The sequence below is a fragment of the Sporosarcina sp. FSL K6-2383 genome, from assembly GCF_038618305.1.
In the GTDB taxonomy this organism is placed as follows: Bacteria; Bacillota; Bacilli; order Bacillales_A; family Planococcaceae; genus Sporosarcina.
On record NZ_CP152017.1, the window covers coordinates 624,073 to 638,719 of the forward strand.

The 14,647-nt window shown below is 38.6% G+C and carries 15 protein-coding genes; 6 read left to right on the top strand and 9 right to left on the bottom strand.

The features are described 5' to 3' along the window. Nucleotides 1-73 precede the first annotated feature (73 nt). From MKZ10_RS03295 to MKZ10_RS03305, 3 genes are all read right to left on the bottom strand, one after another. Nucleotides 74-1,135, bottom strand: a complete 1,062-nt coding sequence (locus MKZ10_RS03295) for an alkene reductase (RefSeq protein WP_342509985.1) — start codon at nucleotides 1,133-1,135, stop codon at nucleotides 74-76. Between the two features lie 37 nt (nucleotides 1,136-1,172). Continuing rightward, complete coding sequence (locus MKZ10_RS03300; protein ID WP_342507827.1) at nucleotides 1,173-1,541, bottom strand: cyclophilin-like fold protein; 369 nt, start codon at nucleotides 1,539-1,541, stop codon at nucleotides 1,173-1,175. A 108-nt stretch (nucleotides 1,542-1,649) separates the two neighbouring features. After that, on the bottom strand, nucleotides 1,650-2,219 hold the full coding sequence (locus MKZ10_RS03305) for a sugar O-acetyltransferase (protein ID WP_342507830.1): 570 nt from the start codon (nucleotides 2,217-2,219) through the stop codon (nucleotides 1,650-1,652). A gap of 122 nt (nucleotides 2,220-2,341) precedes the next feature. On the opposite strand from MKZ10_RS03305, the gene MKZ10_RS03310 reads away from it, so the two are divergent. Together MKZ10_RS03310 and MKZ10_RS03315 are read left to right on the top strand one after the other, a co-directional pair. Then, nucleotides 2,342-3,229, top strand: coding sequence for a LysR family transcriptional regulator (locus tag MKZ10_RS03310; RefSeq protein WP_342507832.1), 888 nt, complete (start codon nucleotides 2,342-2,344; stop codon nucleotides 3,227-3,229). 19 nt (nucleotides 3,230-3,248) lie between these two features. Beyond that, nucleotides 3,249-4,322, top strand: a complete 1,074-nt coding sequence (locus MKZ10_RS03315) for a sorbosone dehydrogenase family protein (RefSeq protein WP_342507834.1) — start codon at nucleotides 3,249-3,251, stop codon at nucleotides 4,320-4,322. 259 nt (nucleotides 4,323-4,581) lie between these two features. Here MKZ10_RS03315 and MKZ10_RS03320 read toward each other — a convergent pair whose 3' ends face one another. Continuing rightward, a complete protein-coding gene (locus MKZ10_RS03320) occupies nucleotides 4,582-5,160 on the bottom strand; it encodes a TetR/AcrR family transcriptional regulator (protein ID WP_342507836.1) in 579 nt (192 codons plus the stop codon). A 149-nt stretch (nucleotides 5,161-5,309) separates the two neighbouring features. Between MKZ10_RS03320 and MKZ10_RS03325 the strand changes: the two genes are divergently transcribed. From MKZ10_RS03325 to MKZ10_RS03340, 4 genes are all read left to right on the top strand, one after another. Beyond that, the gene (locus MKZ10_RS03325; RefSeq protein ID WP_342507838.1) at nucleotides 5,310-6,236 is read left to right on the top strand and encodes a DsbA family protein; all 927 of its coding nucleotides are present in this window, start codon (nucleotides 5,310-5,312) and stop codon (nucleotides 6,234-6,236) included. Nucleotides 6,237-6,252: 16 nt separating this feature from the next. Next, nucleotides 6,253-6,558 (top strand): monooxygenase, encoded by a 306-nt coding sequence (locus tag MKZ10_RS03330; RefSeq protein WP_342507840.1) that lies wholly within the window; start codon nucleotides 6,253-6,255, stop codon nucleotides 6,556-6,558. Nucleotides 6,559-6,815: 257 nt separating this feature from the next. Further along, on the top strand, nucleotides 6,816-7,394 hold the full coding sequence (locus MKZ10_RS03335) for a TetR/AcrR family transcriptional regulator (protein WP_342507842.1): 579 nt from the start codon (nucleotides 6,816-6,818) through the stop codon (nucleotides 7,392-7,394). 88 nt (nucleotides 7,395-7,482) lie between these two features. Beyond that, nucleotides 7,483-9,576 carry an MMPL family transporter gene (locus tag MKZ10_RS03340; RefSeq protein ID WP_342507843.1) on the top strand — a complete coding sequence of 698 codons (2,094 nt, stop codon included), beginning with the start codon at nucleotides 7,483-7,485 and terminating at the stop codon, nucleotides 9,574-9,576. A 600-nt stretch (nucleotides 9,577-10,176) separates the two neighbouring features. Here MKZ10_RS03340 and MKZ10_RS03345 read toward each other — a convergent pair. The 5 genes from MKZ10_RS03345 to MKZ10_RS03365 form a co-directional block, all read right to left on the bottom strand. After that, nucleotides 10,177-10,743: an HAD family acid phosphatase gene (locus tag MKZ10_RS03345; RefSeq protein ID WP_342507845.1), complete on the bottom strand. Its 567-nt coding sequence runs from the start codon at nucleotides 10,741-10,743 to the stop codon at nucleotides 10,177-10,179. Nucleotide 10,744: 1 nt separating this feature from the next. Next, nucleotides 10,745-11,857, bottom strand: coding sequence for a bifunctional diaminohydroxyphosphoribosylaminopyrimidine deaminase/5-amino-6-(5-phosphoribosylamino)uracil reductase RibD (gene ribD, locus MKZ10_RS03350; protein ID WP_342507847.1), 1,113 nt, complete (start codon nucleotides 11,855-11,857; stop codon nucleotides 10,745-10,747). Then, nucleotides 11,850-12,602, bottom strand: a complete 753-nt coding sequence (locus MKZ10_RS03355; protein ID WP_342507849.1) for a GTP cyclohydrolase II — start codon at nucleotides 12,600-12,602, stop codon at nucleotides 11,850-11,852. The genes ribD and MKZ10_RS03355 overlap by 8 nt, the downstream gene beginning before the upstream one ends. A gap of 467 nt (nucleotides 12,603-13,069) precedes the next feature. Then, nucleotides 13,070-13,810, bottom strand: coding sequence for a GTP pyrophosphokinase family protein (locus MKZ10_RS03360; RefSeq protein WP_342507851.1), 741 nt, complete (start codon nucleotides 13,808-13,810; stop codon nucleotides 13,070-13,072). A gap of 26 nt (nucleotides 13,811-13,836) precedes the next feature. Further along, nucleotides 13,837-14,607, bottom strand: coding sequence for a DUF817 domain-containing protein (locus MKZ10_RS03365; RefSeq protein WP_342507853.1), 771 nt, complete (start codon nucleotides 14,605-14,607; stop codon nucleotides 13,837-13,839). Nucleotides 14,608-14,647: the final 40 nt, after the last annotated feature.

The window sequence follows — 14,647 nt, forward strand, 5'->3', positions numbered from 1 at the left end:
CACTCGTGAAAGTTCAAACAAACACGTTTATTCGAATTAACGTGTTTGTTTGAGTGACTTTTTATGAATTTAATTATTTACTTAAAAACGGATAATCCGTATACCCCTCAGCACCGCCACCGTAAAACGTATTACGATCTGGATCATTAAGGGAAGCATTATTCTTGATTCTCTCTACAAAATCTGGATTCGCAAGCGCCCAGCTGCCTACAGGAACCACATCTGCTAAGTCATGATCGAGATCTGTTGTAAGTTGCTCAAGGGGGCGTCCAGCTCGGTTGACGAGCAATGGATTTGACCATAACTGACGAAGTTCTTTTAACAATGGCTCATTACCGACATGCATGACATGAAGATAAGCTAAATCCAATTTTTTTAATTCGGCAACAAGGAAACGGTATACATCAGGGCCAAATTCCCCCTCTTCAATGTCATGTAATGTGGAAGAAGGTGATATTCTAAATCCGGTTTTATCTGCACCAATCTCATCCACAACGGCTTTCGTTACTTCAATGGCAAAACGTGCTCGATTTTCAATCGTGCCGCCATACTCATCATTTCGTTGATTTGCATTTTCACTTAGAAATTGTTGAATCAAATAACCATTTGCACCATGTATTTCAACACCATCAGCTCCAGCTTTTATTGCAGCAGAAGCAGCTGTACGAAATTCTTGGATGACTTCATTAATCTCCTCTTTGCTGAATGCCCTAGGAGTTGGAGCCTCTTTCATTCCTTCAGCAGTAAACATCTCTACTTTAGGTGCAATAGCAGATGGTGCGACAGGCTGACGGTGATGGGGCGTATTATCGGGATGTGAGATACGTCCAACATGCATGAGTTGTATAAAAATGTGGCCGCCTTCCTCGTGAACACGGCTAGTGATCTTTTTCCAACCTTCAATATGTGCTTCTGTATAAATTCCAGGCGTGTTCATATACCCTTGACCGTCATCTGATGGCTGTGTCCCTTCACTAATAATCAAACCTAAACTTGCGCGTTGTCCATAGTATTCCGCGGTAAGTTCTCCAGGCACGCCATCAGCTAAAGCGCGGCTTCTTGTCATGGGTGCCATTGCTAAACGATGCGGTAATATCATATTTCCAATTTTTAATTCTGTCCATAATTTACTCATCATACATTCTCCTCAATGTTTATTTTATAAGCTATCATTAATCTGCCTTTGATACCAAGACGATTCCTTCCATATTCGTAAGGTCGTCTAACCCTTTTACAATTTCACCTAACTTAATAAGCCCAGTAGAGTATTGGAAATCCTTATAATAAAATGCAAGCCCATTCCACGGTGCATAGTAGGCAAAATCTCCAAGGTTCGGCTCATAGCCAAAATTACCTTCTGGCTTAGGTAAGGGCTTTACTAAATCTGTTACTTTTTCAGTGTGTGTGTAATCCTTGAATTCAAATTCTAAAGGAAGACGATCATAAAATGCATTGGCGGAAGGATTGTTTTTAAGTATTACTAAAATCTCTTTGTCGGCAAATTCCAATCGTATTTTTTTCTCTACATTTCTTGTAAGCAATTGTGGTTCCTCCTTGATATCGGGTGAAACTTCCTTTTGACTGAAAAGAATTATGAAAAATAAGGCGATCATTGTTAAAATAATTAAAGCGATACTTAACTTCTTCAATTACTTTATTTCCTTCATAAATTTAGCAGGGACGCCTGCAACGACAGTGTTTTCTGGAACATCCTTTGTGACAACTGCTCCTGCGGCCACAACAGAGTTGTCACCAATCGTCACGCCGGGGAGGATTGTTGCGTTTGATCCAATCCAGACATTCTTCCCAATGACAACTGGAGAGGGAAATGTTGTGTTTCTCGTCTCTAAATCCAACCCGTGATTAAGTGTAGCAATTGCGACGTTCATGCCAATCATTGAACCGTCCCCTATACGAATTCCACCCCTATCCTGGAATGAGCACCCTGTGTTTAAAAACACATTTTTTCCAAAGGTAATGTTCTTGCCGAAGTCTGTATGAAATGGTGGAAAACACATAAATGAAGGATCTACTTTGTTGCCCGTAAGTTCACTAAAAATGTCTACGATTTCTTCTCTAGAATGAGAGGATGTATTTAATTGCGTCGTTATCCTTATGGCTTCATAGCTATTTTGAATTAATAGCCCATGTAATTCTTTATCCTCCCCTGTTATTGGATTTCCTTGCTTACAAAACTCAATAAAATCATCCATATTCATTTTTATAAACCACCTTTTAATGTTTTTTGTATTTATTCAATTGTAAAATGATATGATTAAGAAAACAAATACCTATAACAAATGCACTCGTATGCCAATCGGGCATGGGAAAGGAGGTTAACATGGAAATTCGAGTGTTACGCTATTTTATTGCTGTGGCCAATGAGCGCAGCATTTCAAAAGCGGCTGAATCGCTGCATTTAACGCAACCGACTCTTTCTCGCCAGCTCAAAGAATTGGAAGAACGATTAGAAACGACTTTATTTATTCGTGGTAATCGTGAAATTATACTCACAGAATCAGGTCATTATTTACTTCAAAAAGCGAAAGAAATACTTGCTTTAGTTGATCGAACTGAACAAAATCTAAGTAAATCCTCTGAAGATATTCATGGTGAAATTGCAATTGGTTGTGGTGAGACGGAAGGCATGCGTATTATTGCGAAGACTTTTCATAGACTGCAAACCAAGCATCCCAATATTACCTTTCACCTTTATAGTGGTAATGGAGATGATGTTTCAGAACGATTAGAAAAAGGCTTACTCGACTTTGGAGTATTCATCGATCCTACCGACAAAAATCAATATGACTTCATTAAACTTCCTTATCAAGATCGTTGGGGAATTCTCATGCGACGCGATAGCCCACTTGCGCAGAAGGATGTTATACATCCGAGTGACATCGTCGATCAGCCACTCCTAGTATCCCGTCAAAGTATTGTGGATAATCAGCTTTCTGGTTGGCTTGGTCGAAGTATTAACCAGAACCCAATTGTTGCAACCTATAATCTTATTTTTAACGCTGCAATTATGGTCGAAGAAGGTTTGGGGTATGCTTTATGTTTAGATCAATTGATCGATACATCATCTAATCAAACACTTCAATTTGTACCATTCGCCCCGCCATTGAAAGCTAATTTAAATCTTGCTTGGAAGAAAAACCAAGCATTATCACCTGCAAGTCAAGCATTCTTACAGGAATTGCGACATGATTTAACTAATTTGTTGTGAAAGGTTGAGGTGATTGGACTTGAAAAAAATTTTAGCAATCTCTTTGTTAGCAACCCTTCTCATCGCAGGATGTTCCGAAAATGAACAACAAGATCCTTTGGAAGAACGGACAAGTTCTACGGATGAGCAGGAAAATCAAAAACTAGCAATAATTGCAGAAAATCTTGTGGCTCCTTGGTCTATTGCTAAAGTTGGCAGTACATTCTATATGACGGAAAGAACAGGAAATATCGTGAAAATAGAAAATGGAGAAACGGAACGGCAAAGCGTAGAACTAGAGAAAGAACTAGCGACAGCTTCAGAGGCGGGGTTATTAGGGTTTGTGTTAGCCCCGGATTTTCTGGAATCGAATCGAGCCTATGCATATTACACATATCGAGACAATGCCGGACAATTTAACCGTATGATTACACTGCGCTTAGAGGATAATGGTTGGCAGGAAGAGAATTTGCTTCTCGATAAAATCCCAAGTGGTTCCTATCATCATGGGGGTAGACTTAAAATTGGACCTGACGGAAAACTGTACGCAACGGCGGGTGATGCATCTGAGCCTGGACTAGCACAAGATACCGATTCATTAGGTGGAAAAATTTTAAGAATGAATCTTGATGGGTCTGTTCCAAGCGATAACCCATTTCAAAATTCTTACATCTATAGTTATGGGCACCGAAATCCTCAAGGGCTTGCTTGGTCGCCTGACGGTACGCTATATGCAAGCGAGCACGGTAACTCCGCAAATGATGAAATCAATCAAATAGAAGGCGGTCAAAATTACGGTTGGCCGACTATTGAAGGCCATGAGGAACAAGAAGGTATGGTTTCGCCGCTATTCACTTCCGGAGAGGAAGCAACTTGGGCACCATCTGGAATGGGCTATTATAACGGTAATTTGTACGTGGCGGCATTGAGAGGAACGGCAATAATAGGGTTCAATCCTGAAACAGGTAAACAATGGGAAGTCATCACTGAACTCGGTAGAATTCGGGATGTGCTCATTGAAGATAATTACCTTTATTTCATCACGAATAATACAGATGGGCGTGGTGCTCCACAGGAAAATGATGATAAGCTATATAGAATTGAACTAAAATGAAAGAATATACAAAGGGAGCTGAATTGTCGTGTGTGAAGACAAATCACTCCCTTTTGTATAAGCGTTAAATCTATTGCGCCTCGGCGTAATTGCGTTGGGATTTTGAATTGAGCTTGCTCAATTAACACCCTTCAAAATCCCTAACATCCGCCGGAGGCTTAACTTGAATCAGCAGGGATTTTGAACTTCCTCTGATTGAAATGCTTTTCTGGCATTCATCCTGCCACTTATAGAAGTGGAGGACTTCTGCTGAATCAAGTTAGATTTGTTCGCTAGTAGACCCAAAATCTATCCCAGAAATAATATAAGGAATGGCTAATTTGATAAATTCCTCTGGTGGTAGCTGCTTACTATTTCTTTTCCATTCTACAGAAGCTCCATACATTCCCCAGCTTAATAGGACGGCCGTTACTTTTAGTGCTTCATCTTCTTCAGAATTATGTTGTGTTAACAGCATTTTATAAAAAATGATTTCAAGCTGTTCCCGAATGATACGGGCAATGGTATCTTCGTATCCTCTATGACAGCGATTGGATAATGACTTTTGAAAATTTGTGATGGCTTTAAAGATGTCAACCAACACTTCTTCATTTAACTCGTTATTTTGGTAGTAATCAAAATCTAAATTAACTAACAAAACTTCTGATAATACCTTTTCCAATAAGTCGTATATATCTTCAAAATGATAATAGAACGTGGCGCGATTAATCATAGCCTCAGCAGTAATATCCTTAACGGTAATATCCTTAAATTCTTTTTCACCCGAAAGCTCCATAAAAGAATCCATAATTAATTTGCGGGTTCGTTGAACTCGAGGATCAGTCTTTGGTTGAGTCATGCCAATCTCCTCCTACTTTTCAAACAGATTCTTCAATGTGTTGGATAAACGACATTTTCGCTGAACTATTGGTGTTGGTACTTGTAATTATGGTCTACAATTCAATTGTAAGCAAATACTTAACTTTCAAAGAAATGAGGAGACATAAATTGAACAATAATAATATGATGTGTGATTTAGAAACAGGTGTATGTGGAGTAGCAGGGGAAGAGGAAATGGAAATCATTGATTTTAACCAACCAGAAAAAAATATTAATCTTTATTATGTGACGGACCCTATTTGTTCTCATTGCTGGGCAATTGAACCGACATTCCGTCGCTTTACAGAGCAATATGGTCACCATTTCAACATGCACACGGTTATGGGTGGGTTACTGGAAAAATGGCATGATGGACCCATCGATCCTGCTAATGGAATTCATAAACCAGCCGACGTTGCGGGTCACTGGAGGGAAGTTGGAGAGCACTCAAGAATGCCAATTGACGGTAGCTTAATGATTGATAATCCAGTTCAATCCTCTTACCCAGCCTCTCGTGTATTTAAAGTGATCCAAAAAAATCATAATGATGCAATTGCATTTGACTATTTGCGTCGTGCGAGAGAAGAACTTTTTGCATTTAATAAAAATATTTCAGATGAATCCGTTCTGATTGATATCGTCAATAAAATGGGTCTTGATGGGGAAGCGATTGTTAAAGAAGCTGAACAACCAATTGGACAACAATTATTGAATGAAGATTTTGCTCTAGTTAGAAATTTAGGTGCCAGAGGTTTTCCTACAATTATTATGATGAATGAGGAAAATAAGGGTGTAAAAATTGTTGGCGGACGTCCGTTTGAATACTATGTTGACGGATTAAAACAAGTGCTGGGCAAGGAAGATCTTCAACCAAAACAACAACCATCTCTTTCTAGCTTGCTTGAAAAAGAAAAATTACTATTTTCTAAGGAAATTGAAGTCATGTATGATGTTGAGCAATCAGATATTCACTCTTTTATCGAAAAAGAGCTTACAACAGATAGCTATCAAACAAAGGAAATTCTAGGGGAATCCTACTTTACAACTACTAAATAATTGGAGGGAAATGACGATGGCATACGTACTACAAGTAGATTTTAAAATGAATGGGCCATTCGGAGATGAAATGGCCGAGGCGTTTACTGATTTAGCAAAAAGCATCAATGAAGAAGAGGGCTTCATGTGGAAAATTTGGACGGAAAGCCCTGAAACAAATGAAGCCGGTGGAATTTATATTTTCGAAACAAAAGAAACAGCCGAAAAGTATTTAGATATGCACACGAAAAGATTAGCTGGCTTCGGAGTTACAGACGTCAACGCCAAAATATTTGCCATCAATTCTAAACTGACTGAGATTACCAAAGGACCGATAAAATAATCTTAAGAATGGGCTGTCTAGGGAATCAGTTTCACTGACTTGCTGGACAACCCCTATTCAAAAAACAGCACGGTTATTTTAAATAGAAGTTATTCAATTTAAGAAAGCGACCAAAAGCGTCTATATATAGAGCGGCCTAATATTTAATTAGGTCATTTTTTATTTAATCAACAGCCGTGTTGTTTTTTTATGGATAGTTTAGAAGGGAGATATTATGTACAATACTAGATAGATAAGCAAGTAGTGAGGTGAATAGTATGGCAAGGGAACGGAAATTTACAGATGCGGAGTTGTTTGCTGCTACTAAAGTGATATTCATTAGAGATGGCTATGATTCATTTACCTTTAGTAAATTGTCGACTGTTTTAAACGTATCTAGAGGAAGTATCTATAAGTATTATGAAAATAAAGATGAACTAATAGCGGAATTTCTTATGTTCGAGATGAACCATTTTCTAAATGAGTTTAATACACTTGATAAAGAGGCGGATTTTCAAACTCAATTTCAAGTGCTAATTGATTTTATTTTTGAGTATAATAATAGCAATCATATTTTAGATATTATTAAACAAATTCAGGTCAATTCAACAAGGACGATAGAAGATGCTACGCAATCTAGACTAAGTGAGTACTATGTTGATATGTATAAGCAATTCCAAGGATTTGTCGATGTAGGGAGAAAAGAAAAAGTGATTAAAAGTCATTTGCCGACAGCGATTTTATTAGGAATGATCTTTCAAACGATTGCAATACCCAATCATTTTGGTATTCCAAAAGAGGAATGGATTGCCTCCATAAAAGAAATATTATGTCACGGTATGTTCATAAATGAGTAATTGACACAAGTGTCACCTTTAATGTTTAATGGTAATATTATAAATGTGACACTTGTGTCACTAACCTTGTTTATTGGAGAGTGAAATCATGAAGATGGTCATACGCCACGTCACAGATTTTGTCACTACAAAAAAGGGAATGTGGATGACACTAGGAATTTGGTTAGCAATTACTGTATTGCTGGCTGTATTTGCTCCGAGTGCGAGTGAGTACAAAGTGTCGAGTGTCCAATCTCTACCGGACGATGCACAATCTGTTATTGCGAAAGAGAAGATTGATGAACACTTTAAAGGTGCTGAAAGTATTCCAGGCATTCTCGTTCTGCAATCGGAAAATGGGGAAATTAAACCAGAAGTTATTGGTGAGGTACTAGATAATGTGGGTGCTACTGAAATCAATGGTTTAAAAGAGATGCTACCTTTTAGTAGTCTACCACCACAGGCTCTCACAAGTTTTTTCTCGGAAAATAAAGAGACAGTGGTCATCCCTTTAAGTTTTGATCCATCGTTAGATACGAAAGAATTAGAGGTCAGTGTAGAGAAGATAAAAGGTATCGTTCAAGAGCAAACGGACATGATAGTTTATATGACGGGTCCTGCCGGAATTGCAATTGATACTGTAAACTTATTTTCTAGAGCCGATCTTGTATTAATTTTATCAACGGTTGGCATTATTTTGATATTATTGATTGTTATTTATCGTTCGCCGTTACTCGCTTTGATTCCTCTATTAGCTACGGCATTTGTTTATGAAGTAGTGAACCAAATACTCGGTTTATTTGGTAAAGCGGGATTAGACTTAGCAAGTCAATCGACATCTATCATGTCCATTTTATTATTTGCTGCCACAATTGACTATTCCTTATTTGTTTTTTCACGTTATCGAGAAGAACTGAAAAACTATGATAGTAAATATGATGCAATGAAGTGGGCAATGCGTGAAACGGGAATCCCAGTATTTTTTGCCGGTGGTACTGTACTTGCTGCCATGCTTGTTCTATTTTTCGCGGAGTTCGGTGATTACCGTAACTTTGCACCAATCTTCGGAACGACGATGTTCGTTATTATGCTCGCTACCATTACATTAATCCCTGCGTTATTTACACTTTTCGGAAGAAAATCATTTTGGCCTAAAGTTCCGAAATTTGGAGATACAGAGGTGAAAACGAATACTTTGTGGAGCAGAATTGGTTCATTTATTGTGAAGAAACCTATTTTTTCTGCATTAGCAATATTGGTCTTTTTATTGGTATCCGCTTTAAATATGTTCAATCTGGAATATGAATTTGATACGATCAAATCTTTCCCAAGTGATATGCCTTCTCGTGAAGGCTATGAGATAATTGAAAAGGAATTTGAAAAGGGTGACCTTGCCCCAACAACTGTTTTATTTGAATCAAAGAATGAAGTCACACCTGAAGCACAAACAAGTTTAATGGAGACGTTAGCCAATCAAGACTTCGTAAACAATGTACGTCCAACTGGAGTCTCGGAGGATGGTTTAGCTATTCAGTATCAATTAACGTTTAAAGATAGCCCTTACTCAGTTGAATCAATGAATGCACTAGAAAACATGCGAGAGAATGCAGCAATCCTTGTGCAGGATAGTCAGCTAGGGGGAGAATTACATTTTGCTGGGGAGACGGCAACTAAAGTGGATGATCGAGCGGTAAATGATCGTGATTTATTAATCATTGTGTTACTTGAAACAATCCTCATATTCATCATGCTCATTTTCTTAACAAAATCATTTAAGATGCCTATTTATATGATGGGAACCATTTTGCTGTCATTTTTAGCAGCATTAGGTCTAGGGATGTTCTTGGCTAATTTATTCTTTGATCTGGATACGATTAGTAATCGAGTTCCGCTATACTCATTCGTATTCTTAGTTGCACTCGGAATAGATTACAATATTATTTTAATCTCAAGATTTATGGAAGAGCGTAAAAAACACTCAGTAAAAGAATCCGTTCAAATTGCAGTGGCCAATACAGGTGGGGTTATTTCTTCCGCAGGTATTTTGCTTGCAGCTACCTTCGCTGTGCTTATGACGCAACCCATGCAATTGTTGTTCACATTTGGATTTATCGTAGCAATAGGGATTCTCCTAGATACATTCTTAATTCGTGGAATTCTACTGCCCGCATTAATCGTGTTGTTTGAAAAAGATAAAAAATAACATAATCAATACTAGGTGCTCTGTGATCAATCGATTTTGGTTTGCTTTGGATTGAACGACTTCTATACAATAACCGTACTGTTTTGCGTATAGGGATGCGACTTCGCCGCATCCCTATACGTTCTTTTCGATAATCGTATGGTGGTCGTTTATCCGTCGCTAACCAAAGGAAATACTACACCAAGCACCAATGCTTTTTGGGAACAAAGAATAGAGGATTTCTAACTTTATAAAAGCCGCCAAAGATGCAATTTTGGCGGCTACTGCTATTCCTATCATGTTTCCAATTCTTATTTTAAATCATGTCACTTTCTTAGAAAAGTTAAGAAAAAATGCTTTGTTCAATGTGCAATAGTTCCCGAAATTGTATCTTCGGGAACTTACACACTTTAACAATTTCATCACTTCTTTTCTTTCCCAGTACCTGTACTTTTCATTTGTGCATTGGAGGTTTACGACAGGCAATGATGCACAATAGGATAATCGAGAACGGTGTTGCCAGCGATGACGGAGTCATTGCTGGCAACACGATTCCTGCTGTTATACTGTCGTCCATCTATTGCCGAAAGTAAACCGGAAATGTCCAGAAATGGTGGCCAGTTATTTCTCGTTGAGCAAATCGGCTAGTTCAGACCAATTTGTGATTTGTGGAATAGCTAAATGCTTATTGTAGGACTGAGCCTTCGCAAACACGTTTAGCTGACAATCTCTCAATGTTTCAAGAACTGCGGGCTTATCATCGAAATAATAGTCAAGCTCAAACTCTTTTATAATATGAACCTTGTCTTCGTCATTCATCCCGTAAAAAAATCGTTCTTTCTGAACGGGAAAGCCTTGTTCAATCATCCATTCCATTGTCCGCTCGCCATGTTCTTTTGGCCTTGCCGTAATATAGTAGACTTCATGGCCATCCTTTTCTAGCTGTTGTAATGTTTCCACAGCATCAGGGTAAGGTGGGCACGATGTATAGTAGATTTCTTCGAGTGAACGATTCCACATGTTACTGCCTTCTTCATTCGTCATGCCGAAGATTTCATGGATTTCAACCTTGTCTAACGCATGAAAGAGGTCTACATGCACATCCTGATTCAATTTTTTATTGTATAGATGAAAGGCATGCTCTCTTAGATTAATCAATGTATCATCGATATCAAAACCAAACTTCATATTAATCACCCTCAGTTTGTTGTCTAGTATATTTCGGATAGCCAGTAAACTTAAAATCCTTACCTATTTGCGTAATATGGAGGTCTTCTAAATCTACAGCATCACGCATGAATTCAACACCTGTCCCTTCCAGGAATGTAGGCGCTTGTGTACCTCCGACTAATTTTGGTGCTATATAAATTTCTACCTTGTCGACAAGTTGCCTTTCAAGGAAAGCGGCATGAATCGAACCCCCACCTTCAATCAAGACGGAAGAAACAAGTTTTTCACCGAGAATTTGAAGAACTTCGTCCGTGTCTACCTGTTTAATACCGGAAGTGTGATAAATCAACACACCTCTACCTTCCAGCTTTTTCTTCGCATCTTCATTATACGTATGTGCAGTGAAGATCCACGTTTCCGCCTGTCCATCAGTCACTACCTTCGAATTGAGTGGAATGCGTAATGTAGAATCTAAAATGATACGAACCGGATTTCTGCCATTTGGAATCCTTGTTGTTAGTTCGGGATCATCCTCAATTACCGTATTGACACCGACTAAAATGGCCATGTTCTCATTGCGCAATACATGCACATCATTTCTTGCCTCGGGGGATGTAATCCACTTACTGTCAGCGGTATGTGTAGCAATTTTACCGTCCAATGTACTTCCGGCTTTCATCGTGACGAAGGGTCTCTGTTCAACGATGAATTTGTTAAATACTTCATTCATCCTTCGGGATTTTTCTTCTAATATACCAATAACGACTTCAATTCCTGTGTCTTGTAATATTTTAACCCCGTTTCCAGCCACAACTGGATTCGGATCGAGCGTGGCAATGACAACGGTTTTAATTCCCGCTTCAACAATCGCTTTTGCGCATGGTCCCGTTCTACCGGTATGTGAGCATGGCTCAAGGGTGACGTAAATTGTTCCACCATTTGCCTTTTCGCCGGCCATTCGGATGGCGTGTATTTCAGCATGTGGTTCGCCAGCTTTCAAATGCGAACCCACCCCAACGATTCGATTTTCATTGACAATGACTGCACCGACAAGTGGATTTGGATCAGTCTGTCCCTTCATGGCTTGTGCATTTTCTAGGGCCAAATTCATGTAAAATTCATGGTTAGTCATTTGGGCGATTCCCTTCTTCTAGATGTCCAGAGCGCTGAATTTTTGTTTGTAAATACTTTTCGTTGAACTCTGATTGATCGCCCCATAATGGCTCACGACCTGAAACAGGAAGACCTGCCTTCTTCATTGCTTCCAGTTTCTTTGGATTATTCGTCATTAGCTTGACTGGTTTTGTACGAAGTGTCTTTAAAACACGAATAGCATCGTCGTAATTTCTAGAGTCATCGACAAAGCCGAGGCTTTCGTTCGCTTCCACTGTATCGTAACCATTCTCCTGGAGTACGTACGCCATCGCCTTGCTGAATAAACCGATTCCGCGGCCTTCATGATTAGCTAAATAAAACAATGCCCCTGTCCCATGATCGACAATATTTTGCATGGATTGTTTTAATTGATAACCGCAATCGCATCTTTTACTACCAAATATGTCTCCAGTGTGGCAAATGGAATGCATCCGAATGAGCGCGTCATCTGCCTCTTTAAAATCCCCGTAAACAAGCACGCTTGATTGTTGGTACTCGGCCAAATTAGCGGAAGACAGCTGATCAATAACTTCTTGATAATTCTCGGTTACTTGGCAGCGATTTAACCAGCAATACCATTGGAAAACAACCGTTTCTCCGTGAAGATTAACGGGTAATTTAATGGGGCCAACCAAGTAAATTGCCCCCTCATCTGTTTCGATTAATTGAATTTTTTCTTTTAAAATATCAAGAACTTCCGGTTCTAGTTTCGCCTGTACCATGAAATCATTCCTTTTATTTGAATTTGGGTTAATGTGTAAATTAAGTGTTGACAATTTTTATTTACATAGGTTGTACACTCTTATAGCTACATTATATTCTTACCGGTAAATAAAGGTGTGGACAAAAGTATTTTATGGAACTACTTGTTTCTTGTAAACATAACACCGTTTCAAGAATATCGTCAAACAATTGGTGCTATTAAGATGACCGGAAACAAGCAAGATAGGGCTTGATTTTAGATAAAGATAAAAGCATTTTCCATTACAGGAGAGTGCTTTACAACTTCAAATTATTTGATAGAATTCGAGCCGTTTCTAACGGTGATTCTTGCCTTTATAATATCAAAATCACTTTCAAAAGGGTTTTTTAAATCATGGGTATACGTTTCTTTAAGGGCAAGGATTTGCCGCTTTAATAAATAATGCCAGTCATTCAAACGTTTATGTTTGAGCGGCTGGCATCTTTTTTAGTTACTATTCTCATTCATCATTTCAAGGAACTTAAGTGGGATATTGATTTCATTCTTTTCATTAAAAAGGGTTGGCGTAAATTCTTCGTCCATTCGTTTAATTTCATTGATTTCTCTATGGAGATTCTCCATTTTTTGATCCAATTCGTTGGCGGATTCCGCAGCGTCTTTCAATTCTTTTAGCATTTTTTCAGGAACAGATTTGTCGAATTTATAAAAAATCTTATGCTCTAGGCTTGCCCAAAAATCCATAGCGATTGTCCTGATCTGCATTTCAACAAAGACGTGTTCCACTCGATCTGACATAAATACAGGGATTTTTAATATCAAATGAAGGCTCCGGTAACCATTAGGCTTCGGATTTTGTATGTAATCTTTATACTCAATCACTTCAATATCCTGCTGCTTTTGAATCATTTCACTTAGTTTATAAATGTCCGAGTTAAAGGAACAGTTAATCCGAATCCCTGCGATATCCCGCATATTTTCCTTGATGGAAGATAGGGACAGTCCGATATTTTTGCGAAGCGCCTTTTGGATAATGCTCTCTGGTGTTTTCAAGCGGGTATTAATATGTTCGATTGGGTTGTATTCATGTATCAATTGAAATTCTTCTTCTAAGATATTGATCTTGGTGCTCACTTCGTCTAACGCAAATTTATAAGCTAGCATGAATCGCGTCACTTCTTTTTTTAGATGATTCAATTGGCTATAGTTTAATTCATTTGTCAGCTTCAATATAAACTCCTCATTTCTTTTCCTTATTAAATACTAGCACTTTTCCTCTTAACCCGCTTTAATGTCGCTACAATCAAAAAGCTCACAATGACTAATAAAAGCCATGAGCTTACCTTGCCTAGATGAACGAGACTCCATGTATCGGCTTGGTTAGGATATTGCCAAGCTCCAAAGAATGTTGCGATATTTTCAGCTACCCATATAAAAAATCCAATGAGCACAAAAGAAAACGCGAGGGGCATTCGGTAACGAGTCCCTCCAACCGCATATGTGACCCATGATTTCCAAAAGACGATTATGACAAGTGCAGATAGCCACCAACGTACATCAATCCAATAATGGTGGGTGAAAAAATTTAAATAAATCGCAGCTGCAAGAGGAACGACTAGAAGAAAAGGAGGCCATTTAACGAGTTCAACATCAAGCCTTCTCCACGCTTGGCAGAGGTAACTTGCGACACTTGCATACATGAATCCGCTATATAAAGGTACGCCAAAAATTTTGACATAGCCTTCCTCTGGATAAGACCACGAGCCCATATGCACCTTGAAAATTTCAAGAGCAAGTCCAATAACATGAAACAGTGTAATAACCTTTAATTCATCTCGAGTTTCAAGCCCAGAACGCACCATCCACCATTGCATCAGAAGGCAAATGATAAGAATCCAGTCATACCGCGGTAGGAAGGGCAGCGGAATGGTTTGTGTCAAAGCCAAAGAGGCAAAAATAACGACGGGAAACAAACAGGATAGAGCCTGTTCCCAACCGAAACGTACAAGTTGTTTAAGTGCATTCATGATTTATGCCACCACGGATTTTTCCGAATATAGTAGTCCT

Bases quoted from the DNA above. Each gene is read 5' to 3' on its own strand.
- MKZ10_RS03310 (WP_342507832.1), top strand. From the start codon at position 2,342: ATGGAAATTCGAGTGTTACGCTATTTTATTGCTGTGGCCAATGAGCGC.
- MKZ10_RS03305 (WP_342507830.1), bottom strand. From the start codon at position 2,219: ATGAATATGGATGATTTTATTGAGTTTTGTAAGCAAGGAAATCCAATA.
- MKZ10_RS03320 (WP_342507836.1), bottom strand. From the start codon at position 5,160: ATGACTCAACCAAAGACTGATCCTCGAGTTCAACGAACCCGCAAATTA.
- MKZ10_RS03345 (WP_342507845.1), bottom strand. From the start codon at position 10,743: ATGAAGTTTGGTTTTGATATCGATGATACATTGATTAATCTAAGAGAG.
- MKZ10_RS03365 (WP_342507853.1), bottom strand. From the start codon at position 14,607: ATGAATGCACTTAAACAACTTGTACGTTTCGGTTGGGAACAGGCTCTA.
- MKZ10_RS03330 (WP_342507840.1), top strand. From the start codon at position 6,253: ATGGCATACGTACTACAAGTAGATTTTAAAATGAATGGGCCATTCGGA.
- MKZ10_RS03335 (WP_342507842.1), top strand. From the start codon at position 6,816: ATGGCAAGGGAACGGAAATTTACAGATGCGGAGTTGTTTGCTGCTACT.
- ribD (WP_342507847.1), bottom strand. From the start codon at position 11,857: ATGACTAACCATGAATTTTACATGAATTTGGCCCTAGAAAATGCACAA.
- MKZ10_RS03355 (WP_342507849.1), bottom strand. From the start codon at position 12,602: ATGGTACAGGCGAAACTAGAACCGGAAGTTCTTGATATTTTAAAAGAA.
- MKZ10_RS03340 (WP_342507843.1), top strand. From the start codon at position 7,483: ATGAAGATGGTCATACGCCACGTCACAGATTTTGTCACTACAAAAAAG.
- MKZ10_RS03295 (WP_342509985.1), bottom strand. From the start codon at position 1,135: ATGAGTAAATTATGGACAGAATTAAAAATTGGAAATATGATATTACCG.